At 57.1% G+C, this 18,888-nt stretch carries 17 protein-coding genes and 1 pseudogene; 8 read left to right on the top strand and 10 right to left on the bottom strand.

Features of this window, described 5'->3' with window-relative positions; genetic code table 11:
- Nucleotides 1–15: 15 nt before the first annotated feature.
- The 6 genes and pseudogenes from IE091_RS01805 to IE091_RS01780 form a co-directional block, all read right to left on the bottom strand.
- The gene (locus IE091_RS01805; RefSeq protein ID WP_016916443.1) at nucleotides 16–1,002 is read right to left on the bottom strand and encodes a TRAP transporter substrate-binding protein; all 987 of its coding nucleotides are present in this window, start codon (nucleotides 1,000–1,002) and stop codon (nucleotides 16–18) included.
- Nucleotides 1,003–1,173: 171 nt separating this feature from the next.
- Complete coding sequence (locus IE091_RS01800) at nucleotides 1,174–1,440, bottom strand: hypothetical protein (protein WP_189462645.1); 267 nt, start codon at nucleotides 1,438–1,440, stop codon at nucleotides 1,174–1,176.
- Between the two features lie 51 nt (nucleotides 1,441–1,491).
- Complete coding sequence (locus IE091_RS01795; protein ID WP_189462644.1) at nucleotides 1,492–2,310, bottom strand: hypothetical protein; 819 nt, start codon at nucleotides 2,308–2,310, stop codon at nucleotides 1,492–1,494.
- Between the two features lie 10 nt (nucleotides 2,311–2,320).
- Nucleotides 2,321–2,848: a ribonuclease H family protein gene (locus IE091_RS01790; protein WP_422822509.1), complete on the bottom strand. Its 528-nt coding sequence runs from the start codon at nucleotides 2,846–2,848 to the stop codon at nucleotides 2,321–2,323.
- A gap of 114 nt (nucleotides 2,849–2,962) precedes the next feature.
- A pseudogene (locus IE091_RS18635) lies at nucleotides 2,963–3,061 on the bottom strand (ribonuclease H1 domain-containing protein); the annotation flags it as partial.
- A 491-nt stretch (nucleotides 3,062–3,552) separates the two neighbouring features.
- Nucleotides 3,553–4,260 carry a DUF3581 family protein gene (locus tag IE091_RS01780; RefSeq protein WP_016916440.1) on the bottom strand — a complete coding sequence of 236 codons (708 nt, stop codon included), beginning with the start codon at nucleotides 4,258–4,260 and terminating at the stop codon, nucleotides 3,553–3,555.
- A 107-nt stretch (nucleotides 4,261–4,367) separates the two neighbouring features.
- Here IE091_RS01780 and IE091_RS01775 point away from each other — a divergent pair, with 107 nt between their 5' ends.
- Nucleotides 4,368–7,325, top strand: a complete 2,958-nt coding sequence (locus tag IE091_RS01775) for a translocation/assembly module TamB domain-containing protein (RefSeq protein WP_189462642.1) — start codon at nucleotides 4,368–4,370, stop codon at nucleotides 7,323–7,325.
- Between the two features lie 14 nt (nucleotides 7,326–7,339).
- On the opposite strand, the gene IE091_RS01770 is transcribed toward IE091_RS01775, so the two are convergent.
- The gene (locus tag IE091_RS01770) at nucleotides 7,340–8,071 is read right to left on the bottom strand and encodes a trimeric intracellular cation channel family protein (protein ID WP_189462641.1); all 732 of its coding nucleotides are present in this window, start codon (nucleotides 8,069–8,071) and stop codon (nucleotides 7,340–7,342) included.
- A gap of 88 nt (nucleotides 8,072–8,159) precedes the next feature.
- Nucleotides 8,160–8,582, bottom strand: coding sequence for a CopM family metallochaperone (copM, locus tag IE091_RS01765; protein ID WP_016916437.1), 423 nt, complete (start codon nucleotides 8,580–8,582; stop codon nucleotides 8,160–8,162).
- 446 nt (nucleotides 8,583–9,028) lie between these two features.
- Here copM and IE091_RS01760 point away from each other — a divergent pair, with 446 nt between their 5' ends.
- Nucleotides 9,029–10,798 carry a hypothetical protein gene (locus tag IE091_RS01760; protein WP_128082404.1) on the top strand — a complete coding sequence of 590 codons (1,770 nt, stop codon included), beginning with the start codon at nucleotides 9,029–9,031 and terminating at the stop codon, nucleotides 10,796–10,798.
- 110 nt (nucleotides 10,799–10,908) lie between these two features.
- On the opposite strand, the gene IE091_RS01755 is transcribed toward IE091_RS01760, so the two are convergent.
- Nucleotides 10,909–11,829: a bile acid:sodium symporter family protein gene (locus IE091_RS01755; RefSeq protein ID WP_039175778.1), complete on the bottom strand. Its 921-nt coding sequence runs from the start codon at nucleotides 11,827–11,829 to the stop codon at nucleotides 10,909–10,911.
- A gap of 205 nt (nucleotides 11,830–12,034) precedes the next feature.
- Here IE091_RS01755 and IE091_RS01750 point away from each other — a divergent pair, with 205 nt between their 5' ends.
- The 4 genes from IE091_RS01750 to IE091_RS01735 all read left to right on the top strand — a co-directional run bounded on the left by IE091_RS01750 (nucleotide 12,035) and on the right by IE091_RS01735 (nucleotide 15,625).
- On the top strand, nucleotides 12,035–12,901 hold the full coding sequence (locus tag IE091_RS01750) for a cation diffusion facilitator family transporter (protein ID WP_227407729.1): 867 nt from the start codon (nucleotides 12,035–12,037) through the stop codon (nucleotides 12,899–12,901).
- 162 nt (nucleotides 12,902–13,063) lie between these two features.
- Nucleotides 13,064–13,741 (top strand): DsbA family protein, encoded by a 678-nt coding sequence (locus tag IE091_RS01745; protein ID WP_022521292.1) that lies wholly within the window; start codon nucleotides 13,064–13,066, stop codon nucleotides 13,739–13,741.
- On the top strand, nucleotides 13,741–14,730 hold the full coding sequence (locus IE091_RS01740; RefSeq protein ID WP_052196326.1) for a M23 family metallopeptidase: 990 nt from the start codon (nucleotides 13,741–13,743) through the stop codon (nucleotides 14,728–14,730). The genes IE091_RS01745 and IE091_RS01740 overlap by 1 nt, the downstream gene beginning before the upstream one ends.
- A 112-nt stretch (nucleotides 14,731–14,842) precedes the next feature.
- On the top strand, nucleotides 14,843–15,625 hold the full coding sequence (locus tag IE091_RS01735; RefSeq protein ID WP_035556053.1) for a ZIP family metal transporter: 783 nt from the start codon (nucleotides 14,843–14,845) through the stop codon (nucleotides 15,623–15,625).
- A gap of 28 nt (nucleotides 15,626–15,653) precedes the next feature.
- Here the strand turns inward: IE091_RS01735 and IE091_RS01730 are convergent, their stop codons facing one another.
- Nucleotides 15,654–16,112 carry a MerR family transcriptional regulator gene (locus tag IE091_RS01730; protein ID WP_022521290.1) on the bottom strand — a complete coding sequence of 153 codons (459 nt, stop codon included), beginning with the start codon at nucleotides 16,110–16,112 and terminating at the stop codon, nucleotides 15,654–15,656.
- An 86-nt stretch (nucleotides 16,113–16,198) separates the two neighbouring features.
- On the opposite strand from IE091_RS01730, the gene IE091_RS01725 reads away from it, so the two are divergent.
- Both IE091_RS01725 and lspA read left to right on the top strand, forming a co-directional pair.
- Nucleotides 16,199–18,385 carry a heavy metal translocating P-type ATPase gene (locus IE091_RS01725; RefSeq protein ID WP_016916427.1) on the top strand — a complete coding sequence of 729 codons (2,187 nt, stop codon included), beginning with the start codon at nucleotides 16,199–16,201 and terminating at the stop codon, nucleotides 18,383–18,385.
- Nucleotides 18,382–18,885, top strand: coding sequence for a signal peptidase II (gene lspA, locus IE091_RS01720; RefSeq protein ID WP_016916426.1), 504 nt, complete (start codon nucleotides 18,382–18,384; stop codon nucleotides 18,883–18,885). Before IE091_RS01725 ends, lspA begins: the two co-directional genes overlap by 4 nt.
- Nucleotides 18,886–18,888: the final 3 nt, after the last annotated feature.

The raw sequence follows: 18,888 nt of genomic DNA, 5'->3' as shown, positions 1-18,888 counted from the left end.
GCCTCTGGTTCAGCGCTACTCGTCGCGCAAGCGGTCAGCTTCCGCCCGCAGGGTTTCCAGCATCGGAGCCTTGGGTGCCCAGATGCCCTCCCACTGAGCAATGGCATCGGCAAAGAACTCGGCATCCGCTTCCACGATGTTGATATCCAGGGCGCGAATTTCCTCTTCCTGGGCGGCGTCCATGGCTTCGAAGCCGCTCAGCACATTGTCGAGATGCTCGGCCATGGCGGTTTCGAACAGCTCGCGATCCTGTTCCGACAGCTCACGCCACACGCGCCCCGATACCACGCCGACCATGGGGAACATCATATGGTTGGAGATCAGCAGGTTTTGCGCCTGCTCATGAAATTTCAGGATCAGGATGGAATCGAAATCCATGTCGATGGCATCGACCTGACCGTTGGCCAGGGCATCGTAGACTTCCAGCAGCGGCATGGGCGCAGGCGCTGCGCCAGTGGCCGTGTAGAAATCACGGATTGGCTCGAAGGGCGTGATGCGCAGGCGCTGGCCACGAAAATCAGCGGCGCTCTCGATGGGGCTGCGGCTGAGTACTTGACGCATACCGACCATGCCATACCCCAGCCCTACCAGGCCCACGCCTTCCGGCATCAGCTCGAGCAGCTCGGCGGCCGCCTCGGAGCGCAGCAGGCGCGCGGCATGGTTGACGTCATCCACCAGATAGGGCGCATACAGTGCACCAAAATCCGGTATCCGGTTGGAGATTTCGGCGATAGTCAAAAATGCCATGTCCAGGGCACCGGTCTGCAGCTGCTGCACCATTTGCGCTTCGTTGCCTAGCTGCTGGGCAGGAAAAACGCTTACGCTGTGCTCGCCGTTCGAGCGTTCGTGCACGGTTTGCGCAAAGGCTTCGGCTTCCGTCGACCAGAGGTGCTGGGCGGGCGTGATCAGCCCCAAGCGAAAGTCCCGCGCCTGGGCGCTCAGGGAAGTGACGGCCAAAGCAGCCGCCGCACAGGCCAGTGTCAGCGTTTTGAGTCGTTTCATGCAAAGCCTCTTGGGATCCCAGCGGCAAGACCAGCGTCTTGCGTTATTTTCGTTAGCGCCTTGAGAATACCCCAGCTACTTCGTTGATAACACCCGTGCTTTTGGTATCCCGCTTGACGCTCCGGCGCAAAAGACAGGATGATAGGCGTTCTTTTGACCTCCTCCCCTCCCTCAGCTTGCACTGCCCGCTCTTGCGCTCTGTTCTGCCTCTTCTTCTTCTTGACGGTTTTTCTCCAGCTTCTTGGCCGCAGAAGCCAGTGATTTGGCGGCCTCCATGATATCGTCTACCCGCGGTGCGATCTCCTCCAAAGAGGCAGCGGGATACTCGACGTGATCTGCGGGCAGCTGAAACGGAGCGACATTATCCTTGTGAGCGCCAGCAGCCTGTGTTTCTTCGTTGGCGTTGAATCCAGCATTGTCAGCATGAAGATGGTTCATATATACCTCTTTGTGTCGGGCCCATAATGGGCTGTTTGCCATTTGAAGAAATTAATAATCGTCTATTTCGTCCAGGTTGTCGTGCAGCGGCAGTGAGCCAAAGCGACCGCTTTCTTCACGAAAGCTATGGCCCATATAGCGGCTACCATCTTCTTCCTGGTGATGCTCTTGAAAAGCACGGCTTGTGCCTTGCGGCTCATCTTCGTCGCGCGCCGTATTAAAAGGAAGATCACTTTTGAAGGCTCCCGCGGCACGCATGGGCCCAACACTGGTCGCAAATCGTGATTCGCTCTTTTCACGCACCCCCACCAGTACCGATACCTTGCCATTCACTACAGGAATGAAAGGGATGTTCTTGCGGGGCTTGGGCCGTGATAACCGGGGAGCCGATAGGACCGGGTTCTCTCGACTTTTGGGAGAGCGTCGTTTCTTTTTGCGCTTTTTAGCCGGTTTCGCCGGTGCCAGCACTAGCTCCGATTTTAAAGCGCTCAACTGATCGGCCAATGCGGTGTTGGTGATCCTGGCTCCAGATGCTTCCTTTGCCTTGCCCGATTTTGGCTGGGGCCGCCTAGTCTTCGCCTGTTTCGCGTGAGAGTGCGGGTTAGACGCTATCGCGGGAACGGCTTCAGTCTTCGGGCCAAGTCTTGATTCCTTTTGGGGGCTGCCCTTAGCCCTGTAGACTTTCACCGAGCGTCGTTTTTCTTCCTCTCGTGCGAGGCGGGCCGCGCTGGCGTTGTTATGGAACGGAGACGGCACGCTATAAGCTGACGCACTAGCCCCCTTCTGGCTATCGACAAAGCCGGAACCTCCACACATCGGGCAGTTTGGCGCGTGAATAGCCCCACCATCGCACCGTGAGCAAAATTCCATCTGTCTCTCCTTACCCCCGCTCCAAGCGAAGGATCTCTTGGGTGTCCAGAGTACCCTGGTATTTAACAAACGCGCCCTGGCGTTCGATAGAAGCTTTCATCGCCATGCGATCGGCCAACTCGTTACCCTTGATCCCCGCATGGGCTTTGACGTGCACCAATTCGATGGCGTGACCAATTTCGTTGTAGAGGTTATAGGCGGCTTCTACAATGGCCTGATTCTTGACCGGCTCATTGTTGGGCCGACGCCAACCACGCTTTTTCCACCCGCTCGCCCATTGGCTGATACACTTGATTGCATACTGCGAGTCGGGGCGGATACGCACGCTCTTACTTTCGGAAAGGGCCGTTTTGGCAAGGAATAGCGACTCTTGCAGCGCCAACAGCTCGGCGGTGTTGTTGGTTCCCATCGGGGCAAAGTGGCCGTAGTACAGGTCGCTCAGCATGCCTTGCCGGTAAACCACCACGCCGGAGCCGGAGGGGCCAGGGTTAGGGTCGCACGCCCCATCACAGAAAATCTCGACATCGACGGCGCTCAGGGTCTTCTGAGTCGGAGCCTTTGGCGTTTTCGCGGCCGTTTTCTTGGTGGAGCGGCTGCCACTTGCTTTGTGAGCTGGCGCCTTGGCCGTTCTGGCAAACGCCTGGTGGGCAGCCTCTTCACTTTGGAAAGACTTATAACGTGCGGAGGGGAACCCTTTAACCTGGCGCTCACACTCAGCCCAGGTCGTGTAGATCCCGGGGGTCCGACCTACCCAAGCGACGTATCACTTTTTGGCTCTTGTTTTCGCCATTGCGTGCCCCTGCTTTCGTTTAGTCTTGTGTTGAATGGTGTCTGTCGAGCCAGTGGCGGCAATGTTGGCAGTTAACGCGCTGTAATTCGCCCCGCTGTGGCGAGTCATCAACTTCGAATAAGCGCACGGCAAGCCTGCAAGCGGTAAAGGTTCCGCTGCCATCAGGACGAAGCCATGCCGACCCACTCCGTACACCGCACGCCACCGTTTTCCACCAACTGCATACACTTGATCCCGATGAGAGGGCGCTGGACACGCCGTTTCACAAAGCGCTCGACGAGCCCTTGAGAGCGGGCGACAAACTGTCACTGGACGGCATGACGCTGAGCGTCGAAGGAATTCTGGGGGAGCGCGTTACCACCGTGGCGCTACAGCTGGCCACGCAGCCACCGGAAACTTGAGAGCAGCGCCCCCATGGCGTCACACCGCCATGGGGGCTTTGACATCGCGCTTCAGGCGGCTTCGTAAGCGGCCTTGAGACGATAGAACTCAGCCACGATGGCCGCCATCTCGCTGTCGTCGTAGTTGCACAGGCCGCTGACCACCAGTTTCTTGGAGCCCACGCCCACGGGCTGGCCAGAGGACTGAATGGAGAACTCCAGCAGCGCATCGGCACGCTTGCCCTGGACTTCGAGAGACGACTGGGTCAAGGCGAGATCCGGTGACAGCGCATCCAGCCGGTCCAGACAGAAGCCCATGCTGTCGTAGATCACCAGCGGGCGCTTGGGGTTGAACATCACCCCGTGCTGCTCCATCAAGGGCTTCAGATAGTGTGGAAAATTCTTGCCCGAGAAGGCCACGTAGCAACGCGCGAAGGCTTCCACGGCCGCTTCGTCACGGGTGACTTCCCCTCGGCGTACCACCTGCAAATAGCACTTTCCGCTATCGTCGCAGACGTGGATATCGCCGTTGTCGGCTTCGCTAAACTTGAGCGGTGTATCAGCGCCTACCATATTGGTGAAGCGAAATTCCATTTGTCGCGACAGCCCGAACTTCACCAGTACCAGTGTGAACAACAAGTCGCCGGGCACGCAGAAACGCCGTGCGTCCGGGTTGTGAATCGGGTTGTAATCGCCGGCCACGCCCTTGGCGAAGCGGCTGGCCTGCTCGGCGGAGATCACCACGTACTCTCCGCGCTGCGCGTAAAAATCCTTGAACATGGCTTTGCTGCCTGCCTAGCGTTGAAATCGAAAACCCATAACTGCCCCACGTCGCGCATAATGCCATAAAACACGCGCCAACAGGAGTCATCTGCCAGGATGCTTGTATGACCAACGAGACGCCCCCCACGCCGCGCCGCCGTTCCCCCTTGATCTACGCCTTGGTGGCCGTGATCCTGGTTGCTCTAGTGTGGCTGGCGGGCAGCTACTGGCTGCTCAATAGCCAGTGGCTGCCGCGCCAGATCTCCACCATCGACGGCGTAGAGGTGCGCTGGTCGAGTGCCCAGAGCCTGCACCCCGGCCGCTGGGAGGTCGAAAACCTCTATCTGGCCCGGGACGATGCCGCCCTGCCCCTCTCGGTAGAAGCCGAACGGGCCACCTTGTCGCTCTCGCTACTGGCCCTGCTGCGTGGCGAACTCTACCTTCACGCCCTGAATGCCGACGGCATTCGCCGCCTGACGGTTGGCGATCTGGCGCTGGAGGCCGAAGGCCAGCTGCAGGTCATGGATACCCAGCTTAGTCAGGATCGGCTGACCTTGCCGCATGTGTCGCTGGACATTACCCAGGGCAGCCTGGTGCGGCTCAGTGATCAGACCACCTTGATCCAACAGATCGACCTGCGCAGTACGGCGTCGCTGGCCGAGACCGCTACCCAGGCATTACGGGGGGAGGCCCTCGAAGAAGCGCTCTTGAGCGCCCTGGATGCGCGGCTGTCGCTGACCGCCCAGGCCGATGCCTGGGACGTGTTCATGCCCTACCTGGAAGCGTTGCCGTGGCTCAGCCTGGCGGGCCGCGGTGAGCTACAGGGTGAGCTTGCGCTGATGGCAGGCGAACTGCAGCCCGACAGCGAGCTGGTACTGACCGCGCCCATCCTGGAGCTTGCGCTGGATGAGCAGCGCCTGGCGCGCCGCGATGAAGCACGCCGCTGGCTGCTCGCAGATGCCTCGCCCCCACGCCACACCGCCACCGGCGAAGGCCAGGTACGCCTTGCGGTGGAAGAGCAGCAGCTGCGCTATTCCACTCATCTGGCACAAGTGACACTGGCAGAAGCCACGCCTTCCGATACCCGCCCCTATGCCACCAATACCCAACTGACCCTGACCACCGAGCTTCCCAACCAGCGCCTGGACCGGCTGGCGCTCCCTACCCATGCCACGCTGGCCCTCTCTGGCCAGGTCACTAGGCTGGATATGCTGGACCGCTACCTGACCACCGCGCTGGAAGGCCAAGGCATCAGGCTCACTGGCGAGGGGAGTATCGATGCCCGGCTTGCCCTGCGCGACGCACGCCCCTACCAGGCCGAGCTGGCCATCGAGGCCCCAGCACTGGGTGCAGCGCTGTTGGACTTCACCACCCAGGGCCAAGGCACCCTGAACGCGCAATTAAACGAAGATGAGCAGCTGCACGCCACGCTGGCACTGCGTGATGCCGAGCTGTATCACCAGACGCGCCAACTGATGGCCAACGCGCAGCTGACCCTGGACGCCACCAGCCCCCTCGATCCCGAACAGGCCAGGCAGCAGGCCACGGCACGGCTGAGCTGGGCAGAAGCCACGCTCCCCGACCTGGGCGTACTGCAACCTTACCTGGCAGGCCTGCTGCCCTCTCCCACCCCGTTGACACTACAGCGCGGCAGCGCCACCAGCCGGGGACAACTGGAGTTCGACACACAGGCCGTGCAGGGTGAGCTGCACCTGGCAGGCAATCAGCTGACCACCGGCTGGCAGCGGGGCGATCAGCGCGGCACCCTGGTCAGCAACGCGCAGTTGCAGCTGACGATACGCCAGGCCGCGCTGGACGGCACGGCGCTGGATATCAGTGGCTCACGGCTGCGCTGGCAGGTGGCCGACGAGCACGCCCTGGAGGAGCCACTGGAGAGCATCATCGTGCTTCGTGATGGGCAGTTTCAGCGCCGGGCAGGCGTGCCCAGCGGGCAGTTCCGCGTCGACGGCAGCGTTCAACGGCTCAGTTTTCTCAACGCTTTTTTACCGGATGCCCATGGCATCAGCCTCTCGGGCGAAGGCCAGCTCTTCTTGCAGGGGGCGTTTCGTGACGACCAGTTCCAAGCCCCCACACGCCTGAGGGTCAACGCCAATGAGCTGGCCGTGACCTTTCTGGACTATCTCGCCACAGGGCGTGGAGAGCTGACCGCGCAGTTGGACAGCCCCGAACAGGCGCGGCTTTCACTCGGCATCCCCCAGTTTGCCCTGAGCCATCAGGACGACGATCGCCCCCATCTTCAAGGCCGCCACCTGGCGCTGACCACGCAGACAGACCGCTTCAGTGAGGTGCTGGAAGCCGCCGCCCCGGAGCACTTCGTGACCCGCATCGTGCTGCCCATCACCGAAGTGCCGGACATGACCCGCTACAACCGTTTTCTTCCTGACGATGCCGGGGTGGAGCTGCTCTCCGGCCACGCCAGCCTGAGCAGCGAATGGCTGCTGGAAGGGCTGCAGGCACAAGGGGAGATTACCCTGCGCGCTTTCGAGACCGAGCTGGCCCTGCTGGACCAGCGGCTGCGTGGGGATATCGCAATACAGCTACGGCTCACCGACGGCGACCTCGATGCTCGCCATTTCACCGCCAGCGACTCCTATGTGCGGCTGGAGAACATGTTCCGCCAAAGCGAGGAAGGGGCTCAGGACGCGGGCTGGTGGGTGCAGCTCGACCTGCAGCAGGCACGGTTGGTGTGGGGCGACCCGCTGCAGCTGACCAGCCAGCTGCGCTTGGGGATGCGCGACTCCGGCTTGTTGGCGCGACTTTTTTTAGCCCGCGCCCGAGAGCGCGACTGGCTGGGGCGGCTGCTCGACGTACAGCCCATCGAGGGCAGCGCTGAACTGAACATCGACGGCGAACAGATTCGGCTGGCCAACCTGGCGCTGACAGGTGGCCCCCTGTTGCTACTGTCGGATATCACCCTGGCCCATCAGCAGGCCAATGGCGCGCTGTATGCCCGCCTGGGGGCGCTGGGTATCGGTGTCGAGCTGGTGGAGAGCGAGCCAACCCTGCGCGTCATTCAGCCTCGGCGCTGGTTCGATCAATGGCGCGCCACCCAACGCCCATAAGTACCGGCAGGCGCTTAGCGACGACGCTCGCGGCGAATCATGCGCACCCGCTCCTTGGCCTTCTGGGGCGTCGAGAGCGAGGTGGTGTGTGGCTCGGCCGTGTGGTCGGTTTCGCTGGGTTTTGGCGGTACGGTCACCCAGGCGAACACCGGCAGCGCCAGGTGCCAATGAATCGCCGCCAAGCGCAGCCCCAGGGTGGCACTCAAGGCAGCCGCAATGGCAAGCGTCAGCGGTGCCTGCAAGGATTGGAGCACCACATAGACGATTCCACCCGCCATGGCGGCGGTGGCATAGATCTCTTCGCGCAGCACCATGGGCACCCGCTGAGCCAACACGTCACGAATCATGCCTCCCGCCACACCGGTCATCATGCCCATGAGTACCGCCACCACCCCCGACGTGCCCAGCAGCAACGCCTTGTGGGTACCGATCACGGTAAACAGCGCCAGGCCGAAGGCATCGGCGATGGGTAAAAACCCCCGAGATAGACGATGGATATAGTGAAATCCCACCAACGACACGCCCACCGTGGCGAGGATGACCCACAGATACGTGGGGTCGGTGACCCAGAACACCGGCCGGACACCCAGCACCAGATCCCTCAAGGTGCCGCCGCCAATCCCGGTCACCGCCGCCAGCACCAGCATGCCAAACGGGTCCATCCGCGAACGGCAGGCCAAAATGACTCCCGACAGGGCAAACACGATCACCCCCGCCAAATCCAACCCGTAAATTACCCCCGACACGCAGCGCTCCTTTGATGCGACCCTGAAGAGGCGGGCAGAATATCACTGTTGCGGCCGGTGCGTAGCGGATTATGCGGGCAAGGTGACGTTAATGTTCCTGACGCTCGAGCCACTCGCGCAGAAACGCAATTTCACTCTCTTGAGCCGCGATAATCTCCTCGGCGAGCTGGCGAATCTCTGGGTCATCGCCATATTCGAGCACGATCTCGGCCATCGCAATGGCGCCTTCATGGTGCGGAATCATGCCCTTGGCAAAGTCCACGTCGGGGTCTCCGCTGAAGGCCATGTTCATATCTTCATGCATACGGTCATTGGCCGCCTGAAAAGCGGCGACGGCCGGATTCTCTGAAGGTGATGCGGCCTGCCCATGGGCGTCGCTGTCTGATGAGTGATGATGCGCATGGCTGAGCGGCGCGATCAGCGCCCCTGCGAGCATCATGGCACCTACCCAGTACGGCCTGCGCATGGCGGGTAGAAGGCTCTGGGTGACACTTTGGCAAACGTTGGACATCAGTGTGCTCCTCAATGGCTGATTGGCTTTGCCTGCCTCTGTCAGGCAGGACGCTATCGTCACGATAGATTAAAAGTCTAAAACCTTGGGGCAGCACAGAGGTCAAGAGGCCTAAGGTCTAGGGTCTCCCCATTTTCCGGCGTGTCATCGGCATAGTCCTCCTGAGGAGGTGAACAAGTCTGGTATTCGTGCCTCGGCGTCTGGCGCTCTTCTCCAGAGGGGATAGAAAACACTTCGGCCTTGAGCAAACAGCCGTTGCCAGCCCCGCTGCAGGCTATAGAACGGGAATATCAGCCGGCGGTGTCGCTTCTGACGTTGCGCGTGCCGCACCAACTCCGGCGCTCGGTCCTGATAGGCCGCAAGCAGTGTCATTTCCAACAATTGTTGCGACTAAACAATAATTGCTGCGACAATCTCTATGTTGAGTTTACATAGAGTGCGCCTTTGTGACCGTTTCTCTTAAACAATCCAGAACCTTTAGCTTCCATGATGGCACCCTAAAAAACGAGGCAGAGCGCTTGGTCGTTTGGTGGTACGGGCCTATATTTAAGAACAATCGCTTACGAAGCGTCCCTAAAATCCATATCTTCTTAAGAACCATCGACCATGAAAATAACTTAGGAGGCGTGATGAGACGTGAGACTGTCTTAACGCATCTTGGGCTATTGAGAATAGGGTCAGTATGGGAAAAGGGCGTGAGTAGCTCGCGTATTGCCTACGAGGAAAGAAAATTCTCCGTTTCTTTTTCTCCAGGCGGCTGGCGAATTGTCACCTTAGATGATTTACGACAATCAGGACGAAGCCTCTATACCGCTTTTCATGACTCGAACTACTTACCCCAGAAAAATCAGCACAAAACATACCTGATTGAATTTGACCTTCCAGATGGCAAACACTTGCTCATCCCTTGCACAGAATTTTTTATTCGCGTTTACGGCCGATCTTCTGAAATCAAGCGAGTGCTCGCCACTTACCCTTGGGAAGAAGTCAAAAAACGTCTTTATCGACCGCTTGATGCGCCTGCATCCCCAGGTACGTGGCCTGTCAAATTTACCTATCATGTTCATAAACACGATGCCATTTTGCTCGCGCATATGTTGTACGATCCGTATGCCAAGCGCGCTGCAAAATATATATATTCACAATTTGAAACCAGCTCCACGCCAGATGAGATGCTTTTAAAAGCCACCCCATGGTTTCAAGGCAGCGGGGAAATCTCTGTTTCTGGCGTTCCAATTGATGGTGGCAACACATTCCTAGGCTTGCAGATATTAGGCTGTACGCAGCCCGATGGTGCCACGATCCACCGCGAAAGAGAGAAGTCAACGACAGTACCAGCCACCGATGGCGATGATGCTCCCACTCAATTTCCCTATCATCAGCTTCAAGACATCCCCGATGTCATTGACCTGACGGATGATGAAGAGCCCGACCATGGCTCTTCTTGGCTAGACCTTCCTGAGGACGAATTCGTTATTTTAGGTAAGCCTCGCGCCGTCTTGGATAAACGATATACTCGAAAAAATGTGCCCGATACACGAGGCGTCCCCGTTCCGGGTGACGAAACTATTTTCTCCACTGGGGAGCCGCATGGATCAGGAAAAGGGGTCGGACAGGCCTCTATTCATGCTCCTATTACACTGGAATCACAGGGCTTTCTACGTGATATGTGGAATGCGCTTCTCTATTTGCAATCGGCCTATCCCGAAACGATTCGTGGCGTTAGCTGGTTTACCTTTGAAGACGGCTTTAGCACTTCCCCCGACCCTCGGTTGATCAGCCTCGAACCTTTCGAAATAGACGAGGAGGTGGAAACGTCAGTCGCTAATTGGGTTTACATTGATACTCAGACCAAGGTACCTCGCGGGGTGCTCGTCGTTCGGGTGCATGTGTTAGATCAAACGCTCTATCTCATGGAGATCCAACGACGCCCTCCAAAACCCAGAGCTGGCGGTAGCGAGGAGGCATCCAAGCCTCCTTCCTATAAAGGTTTAGTCTTCACGCTGAGCCACCAAGGCAGCTTCGAGCAGTGGTTACGCCAAGTGCTGTCTAACGTGCGGCACGTAGAAGGTGTTGTCCAAAAACTAGTTGGTCACTGCCCAGGATTCGCCGATACGTTCAAGCACCCTAAATCCAAAAAGGAACAGATACCCTGCGAAGCCTCTGTGTTAAATGCTTTTAGCAAGGTCAGTATTGGTCGCAGTGACTTAGCATAGGTACTATTTGCCACCTTTATGAGTAGCGGTGTCTGTTTTGTCGCTAAGAGCAACCTGTACACCCCGTGTGCAGGTTGCTCTTCTGACGAAGAGCCGATACGGCCATCCCTTCAGTGGCGGGCGAGGATCTTCGCTGCGATGGGCGAAGTGATCATTTGAATCACGGCAAAAAAAGCGGCTGGAATCGCGATCTCTGATGGCAAGCCGGAAACAGCGACAAACGCTGCAGCGATGCTGAATTCCTTTTTACTGACCGTGAAAAGATAGGTAATCACCTCTTTGCGATCAGAGGTGAGTAACCGTGAGGACATACCTACCAGGTACCCAATCAAATTGAGGCACAGGGCCGCGCCCGCAATCACAAACGCATACCAGCCATAGCCAATGATCGTGGTGGCATTCGGCCCGACCACGGCGAGTAGGATCAGCAGATACAGAATCGACCCTATCCCTGCATACGCTGAATCATGCCGTGCAAAGAAAGCCGAGAACTTTGTACGCAAGCTGACCCCAATCACGGTAGGAAGAAGCACGATTAGTGTTAATTCAAGAATAATTGATCCAAGCGGCACGTCTAACTGAAGGCCGGTGAGCCATAAAAACAGGAAGGGAACAATAAACGGACATAACGCGGTGTTGACTGCGTTGAAAACAGCGGCAAGCGCCACATTGCCTTTTGCCATCAGTACCAAAAGAGGAGAGGACACATCTGTCGGCAGCGTGCCGAGCAAGGTTTGGCCAGCAGCCAGCGGGCCGCTTCCAAAAAATAGACGGCCCGTTAGCCACCCGGCAATCGACATAGGCCCATAGACCAGCCCCAATGCCAACAACTGCCGTGACGGCTTTCGGAACACGATGCGCACTGCATGCGCATCGAATGTGAGGCTGATAATCAACATCAGTAATGCCAGTAATGGCCCAATCGCGAACTTAAGCATTATTCCGGTGGCCGGAAAGAGTAAGCCTCCCCCCGCGACGACGATTACAAACCAGACAAGGTGCGCCTCGACAAAATAAATGAATCTACCCATGGTGGATTAGACGTTACCGGTTGAAGTGGATTGAGCCCCGCACCTAAAACATGATCACCTTCGGCCCAGCGCGCCATGGCTCGCTTGGTAGCTAGGGACGTGCTTCCCAATCCAGCGATGCAAATAGATAATGCTCAAGGGTTGAAGCTTTAGTTGCTAGAGGTTTTATAGTACCAAGAACAGATAATTCGAGAGAAGGTAACAGATGGGACATCATCATGATCATCCCCACATTGATCCTGCCTCTGGCGACCGGCGCGTCAGCATCTCCATTTGGGCCAATGGGCTCTTAACCATCGCTCAAATCGTCGGTGGCATTATGGCGGGGAGCCTATCGCTGATCGCTGATGCGTTACATAACTTTTCTGACATGGCAGCATTAGTCATTGCCTTTGCTGCTCGTAAAATCGCCAGACGGCCTGCCGATGTGCATATGACCTTTGGCTATGGCCGCATCGAGATAGTGGCAGCACTCATCAATTACACCACCCTCATTATTGTCGGTGTCTACCTGATTTACGAAGGCGCTATGCGGATGGTCGATCCCCCTGAGATAGAGGGATGGACGATCGTGATTATTGGTGGCGTCGCGCTCGTCGTCGATGCCCTTACCGCCATGCTCACGTGGTCAATGCAAAAAGAGAGTGTCAATATCCGCGCCCTTTTTCTGCATAACTTATCGGATGCGTTTGCCTCCATCGCCGTGATTATCGGTGGTTCGCTTATTTTACTGTACGACATGCGCTGGGTAGACCCCGCGATCACGATAGGGATTGCGCTATATATTCTTTACCTAGCCTTCTCTGAAATTGGCGGCCCTATCCGTACGCTAATGCTGGGATCTCCCCCGGACATTGACGGGCAGGCAGTCGTTGAGACCGTACGAGATATCGAGGGAGTCCAGGATATTCACCATGTGCATCTATGGCAGATGCAGGAAAACATGGCAGCCCTTGACTGCCACGTGGTTCTGACAGAAACCGGCTGGCAGCAGCTTGAATCCGTCAAAGCAGAGATCAAGGAGCAGCTTATAAATGCGCTTCAGTATTGCTCATTCCAGCCTAGAGTTTGAGCATAGTGACCACGCGCATCAAAATGCCAATCTATATGGGCATGAGTGACAGACCGAGGCCGGCTCCCAGCTCAGGTAGATAGCGAGCAGCTTACTCCCATAGCGATTGGCTTATTTTTCAACCCTACTTTTCCACCCCATCGTTGAGACAGAGAGAGAAACATGTTCAAAAAAGCGTCTTTTATATTGGCCGGTACGTTAATGCTGACCGCTGCGATCGTCGCCGTATCGAAGCCTGCCCTCTTAGACATGCAAGCTCAGGCAGCAAAAGAGAGCGGTGTCCAGGCCGAGGACTCCTTGGTGCGTTCACACTCCCCCATCTTGGGACGAGAAGACGCGCCGGTGACGATTGTGGAATTCTTCGATCCGGCTTGCGAAGCCTGCCGTGCTTTCTATCCCCTGACAAAAAGTATTCTGGAAACCTACCCAGAAAAAGTGCGGCTCATCGTGCGCTACACTCCTTTCCACGGCGACGTATCGGACAAGGCCATTCGGGTATTAGAAGTTGCTCGTCGTCAGGGCGTCTTTGAACCGGTACTGGAGAGGCTGCTGGCTCGCCAGGATCAATGGGCTTCACATGGCAGTTTTGATGAATCCGCTATCCTCGATATCGCGAGCCAAGGAGGCCTTGATTTAGCGGCTGCCGAAGAGCAACTGACTTCTGCTGAGGTGCAGGCGGTGATTGACCAAGACATGGCGGATGTCAGAGCCAATCAGATTCGCCAAACACCTACCTTTTTTGTCAATGGCGAGCCTTTAGACCCCTTTGGTATGCAAGAGCTGATTGATGCCGTCGAGAGTGAAGTAGCGGAGATCTCTGGGGAAGAGGATGGCCAGTGATGCAGCGCTGGTGGTTACTAGGCTTGGTGGGCTTTTACCCCTTGCTAGCCGAAGCCAATTGGCAAACGCATCTGTCATTGCCTCCGTCTGAACTTAGCCCTGTCAAGTTACAGGCGGCTAGCGAGCAAGAAGGCACATTACCGCTCGATAGCGTTGATACCCTAACCTTTGGGCGTGATGTCGTCATTAATACCACTCTCTACGAGGCCTTGGCAGCAGAAGGTGTCCCAACGCGTTTCGCCACTAAACTGGAAACACTGCTCAGCGAGTTTATAGCAGCGCCGCTGGAGTTTTCTGGCAGTGAACGTATTCAATTAGTGTGGGAGGAAGATCGACGCCAGGACGGCGCCCGTGTTGGGCCACCACGCCTCAGTTATGCCGCTCTGCCTGATCAGGCAGAGCCCTTGGAGGTCATATGGCCGGTCACCCAAAAGGGGGACGTAGCTCTTTTCAAAAGCGACACACTGCTAGGCACGTTGCGGTTGCCCGTGCTTAGTGCCCGCTTAACGTCTCGCTTTGGGAATCGGCGACATCCTGTGTATGGAGGGATGCGTCCTCATAATGGAATTGACTTGGCTGCGCCGACAGGAACGCCGGTCATTGCCACCGCACCTGGGCGCGTATTCTTTATGGGTCGCCAAGGGGGATATGGGCAGGTGATCGAGGTGGAGCACGACACAGGGGCCATTAGTCGCTACACACACCTTAGCCGATTCTCCCCACAGCTAGTGGTTGGGGATTTAGTCAATGCGGGAGAGTCGCTCGGAGAGGTAGGTTCCTCCGGGGTCGCCACGGGCCCCAACCTGCATTACGAAGTGAGAGTCAATAACCAGCCTGTTGATCCCCTTGGTCAAGGTCAACGCATCATGTTGGGTGAGCAGCCGACTCAAGGTGAATATCAAGCGTCACTTTACGAGGCAAGAGATCGCTTGGAACAAGCTATCGGCACGGCGTCCATTTATGACTTGATCTCGTTTAACGAGCCGTAACCACCCGTGCTTAGCAACGTTGCATGGATTGTTAGTAACGTGAACGTGTGCTTGCCTCGTTATGGAATCCTAGCGCTGTGATCACTCATCTACCACAAGACAGGTAATCGGTATGGAAGAGGTTTCTCTCGTCACCATGGGGGTATTGGGAAGCCTTGCCGCGGGCTTGATGACGGCTGTCGGGGCGCTTCCTGTCTTGTTTACCAAAAGACCGAATCGTGGTGTTCGCGATTTAGCGTTGGGGTTCGCCGCTGGCGTCATGCTAGCGGCCTCTTTCTTCTCACTGATCATACCCTCCTTAGAAGCCTCGGAGCTGCGTTACGGAGGTAGCGTGGTACCTGCTGCCATTGCCTGTGCGGCCATCTTGCTAGGGATTGGAATGGTCGCACTACTGAACGAACTCTTACCTCATGAGCACTTCGAACAGGGGCGAGAAGGGCCAGAGGCTGCCTCACTACGTCGTATCTGGTTGTTTATTATTGCCATTACGATACACAACCTGCCAGAAGGGCTGGCCGTTGGCGTGGCCTTCGGCGCAGGGGGAAGCGAAGGAGGCATTCCACTAGCGATTGGCATTGGACTTCAGAATGCCCCAGAAGGACTGGCCGTAGCAGTATCACTGCTAGGCGTGGGCTATTCACGTTGGCGGTCATGGACGATTGCCGCCCTTACGGGGCTTGTTGAGCCGTTGGGTGGCTTATTAGGCGCTGGAGTCATCAGCATGTCACAAGCGCTACTGCCCTGGGGGTTGGCCTTTGCAGCGGGGGCGATGTTGTATGTGATCAGTCATGAGATTATTCCCGAAACTCATCGAAGCGGGCACCAAAAAAAGGCCACGCTGGGCCTCTCTATCGGATTGGTACTCATGCTGTTTTTGGATGTTTCGCTGGGCTAACCATTGGGCGTGGGGCGTAGCGTTAGTGCTAACCTAAGTCGTGAGCCCCTCCGTGCGATTTTTCAGTGATACAGAGCTGATGATCACTGATGACCTCAATGATTCGGCAGCTTTCCACTTTACCACCGGCACACTGCGTGACCATCCGTTGAAGCTCCTCACGCAGTATGGACAGTCGTTGAAGGCGGGACTCCACTTTCTTTAGGTGATGCGTGGCGATGGCATCGACTTCTTGGCAAGGCATATCAGGTTGATCTGACATGGCCAAAAGCTCTCGCACTGACTCCACCGAAAAGCCAAAGTCTCGGGCATGACGAATAAAGGTCAAGCGCCGCACAGCGTCGTCTCCATAGCGGCGCTGCCCCCCACCGGTTCGTGTCGCATCGCGCAACAGCCCAATACGCTCGTAATAGCGAACCGTTTCAGGTTTGCAATCGGCTCGTCGTGCTAACTCACCAATGCTGATACTTTGGCCGATCATCGACATGGTAAAACTCCTTAGGCAGGGCTTGAAGCTGTAGTTGCTACAAGGTTTACACTTAAAAACCATAGCCCATTGGCAGGAGAGGCACCATGAAAACATCAACGCCGACAACAGCGCCTACCACCTTGACGCTGCGTGTTGAAGGCATGGACTGCGGCGGTTGTGAGCGCAAGGTTGTATCGGCGCTAGAGCGACTGGAAGGCATTGAGGAAGTCACGGCAAGCTCGGTCACGGGATCAGTGAAGATTCACCACCACGATCACGGGGCCCCCTCGCGAAAGACCATTGAGGGCATCCTGAACGAACTAGGCTATCAAGTGGCTTCCCATGATGGCCAAACACGCGCATCTGGTGCTTCATCCTCTTGGTGGCAAACCGCTAAAGGGCGCTTGGTCATTATCACAGGAAATCTGCTGATAGTGGCCTTCGCGCTTCGTTTAGCATGGCCTGCGCTGGGTAATATGCCTTTCATTTTGGCCACGCTAGTCGGCTTAATACCCATTGCGCAGAGTGCCTGGGGCGCCCTCAAAATGCGCAATCCCTTTACCATCGAGATGCTGATGTGCATCGCTGCGCTTGGCGCATTGGCCATCAATGCTGCCGCTGAAGCTGCGATGGTCGTGTTCTTGTTCGCCGTAGGTGAGCTACTCGAAGGGGTAGCTGCTTCACGAGCGCGCCGCAGTATCTCAGCCTTGGCAAATTTAACACCCTCAACGGCGAGGCTGATGGACAATGGCCAGCTGCGTGACGTCTCGGCGGAGTCACTTAAACCCGGGCAGCGTGTGCTGGTGCGGCCCGGTGATCGCGTACCCTGCGATGGACGCATCCTGGTGGGCACCTCCGACATTGACGAGTCGCCGGTAAACGGCGAGTCCATACCCCGTTCGCGAGCGCCTGGTGATGACATTTTTGCTGGCACAGTGAATCTTGATGCCGCCCTGGAGGTGGAGGTAACACGAGGCGCTGATGACAATACGATCGCTCGCGTTATTCGTCTGGTTGAAGAAGCACAGGCCGCCAAGGCACCGATAGCACGCTTTATTGATCGTTTTGCGTATTACTATATGCCCGCCGTCGTCTTACTCGCCCTACTGATGGCGATAGTGCCACCGCTGGTATCGACCATGGCATGGTCGGAGTCGATTTACCGTGCGTTAGCATTGCTGTTAATCGCATGCCCCTGCGCGTTGGTCATTTCTACCCCAGCCGCCATCGCCGCAGGTCTCTCGGCGGGCGCTCGGCGCGGACTACTGATCAAAGGGGGAGCCGTTCTTGAACAGTTAGGTAAGCTTCGCTTGGTGGCATTAGATAAAACGGGCACCCTCACTGCGGGTACCCCAAGAGTCACAGATGTGGAGTCTTGGATTGCTGAGGAAGACGATAACAGCGTATTGCGGCTCGCCGCCGCAATAGAGCGGGATTCCAGTCACCCTATCGCCACGGCTATCGTTGAGCATGCCAGACAGTCGGGCATCAACCTCCCCACCGTCACTGGCAGCCGCGCTCTGGCGGGGCGCGGTGTTTCCGGCCAGGTGGAGGGTCGCGAGCTGAGCTTAATGACGCCTCGTCACCTTCACGAGAAAGTCATCCTTGAGGAAAGTCTCAGTGCTCGAATTGTCGCGTTAGAAGAAGCCGGTAAGAGCCTCGCTCTCCTCGTCGAAGGCGAGCGTTTACTGGGCTTGATCGCGGTTCGCGATGAGCCACGCGAAGATGCCATTGAAGGCCTAGCGGCGCTATCCCGTTTAGGCGTACAGGCGGTCATGCTCAGCGGTGATAATGCCCGCACCGTCGCTGCCACGGGGGGTCGCTTAGGCATTGAAGCGTACGGCGAACTAATGCCTGAAGACAAGGCAGCGTATGTTCGAGACTGGCAAGCGGCAGGCCGTGGCCCCATCGGTAAAGTAGGTGATGGCATCAACGATGCACCGGCACTCGCGGCAGCAGATGTGGGTATCGCGATGGGGGGTGGCACGGATGTGGCGTTGGAAACCGCCGATGCAGCCTTGCTCAAGAACCGCGTTACCGGCATCGCTGAGCTGATAGACCTCTCTCGTGCCACGCTGCGCAATGTGAAAACCAACGTTGTTCTCGCCCTTGGCTTAAAAGCCATTTTCCTAGTTACAACGGCGCTGGGTATTACCGGCATGTGGATTGCGGTGATGGCCGATACCGGTGCTACCGTCCTGGTGACGTTGAACGCCATGCGACTGCTGGGTTACCGCTTTTCGCCCAGTACCGCAATGACAGGCCTGTCACAAGGAAAAACAACGTCATGAGAACAGCGCCAAACGATAGCCCTTCACGTCGCTGGCCATGGTTCACATTAGCTTGCGTGATGGCTCTAGCCGATCAACTGGTCAAGGAAATTGTGCATGCCCAGATGTCGTTTGGCCAAGTCATTCCGCTAACGCCGTTTTTTAACTGGGTTTATACCGGGAACACAGGAGCCGCTTTCAGCTTTCTCGCAGAAGCAGGGGGTTGGCAGCGCTACCTCTTTCTTGGTTTAGCGTTGGTGGTGGTCGTCGTATTGGTTGTGCAGCTATGCAAACCCCTGTCGCGCTTGGAGGCCTGTGCGTACAGCCTGATTCTTGGCGGCGCGCTCGGTAATACTGTTGATCGCTTAGCGCGAGGGTACGTCGTCGACTATCTGGACATTTACTGGGGCGAATGGCATTGGCCCGCCTTTAACATGGCCGATATCGCGCTATTTGCCGGTGTATTGATGTTCGCGGTGGCGTTATGGCGTGAAAGTCCTGCTTTTAAGCGCTCTGAGTAACGC

Source organism: Vreelandella hamiltonii (genome assembly GCF_014651775.1).
Taxonomy (GTDB): Bacteria; Pseudomonadota; Gammaproteobacteria; order Pseudomonadales; family Halomonadaceae; genus Vreelandella; species Vreelandella hamiltonii.
This window is presented reverse-complemented; position numbering and strand designations above follow the sequence as displayed.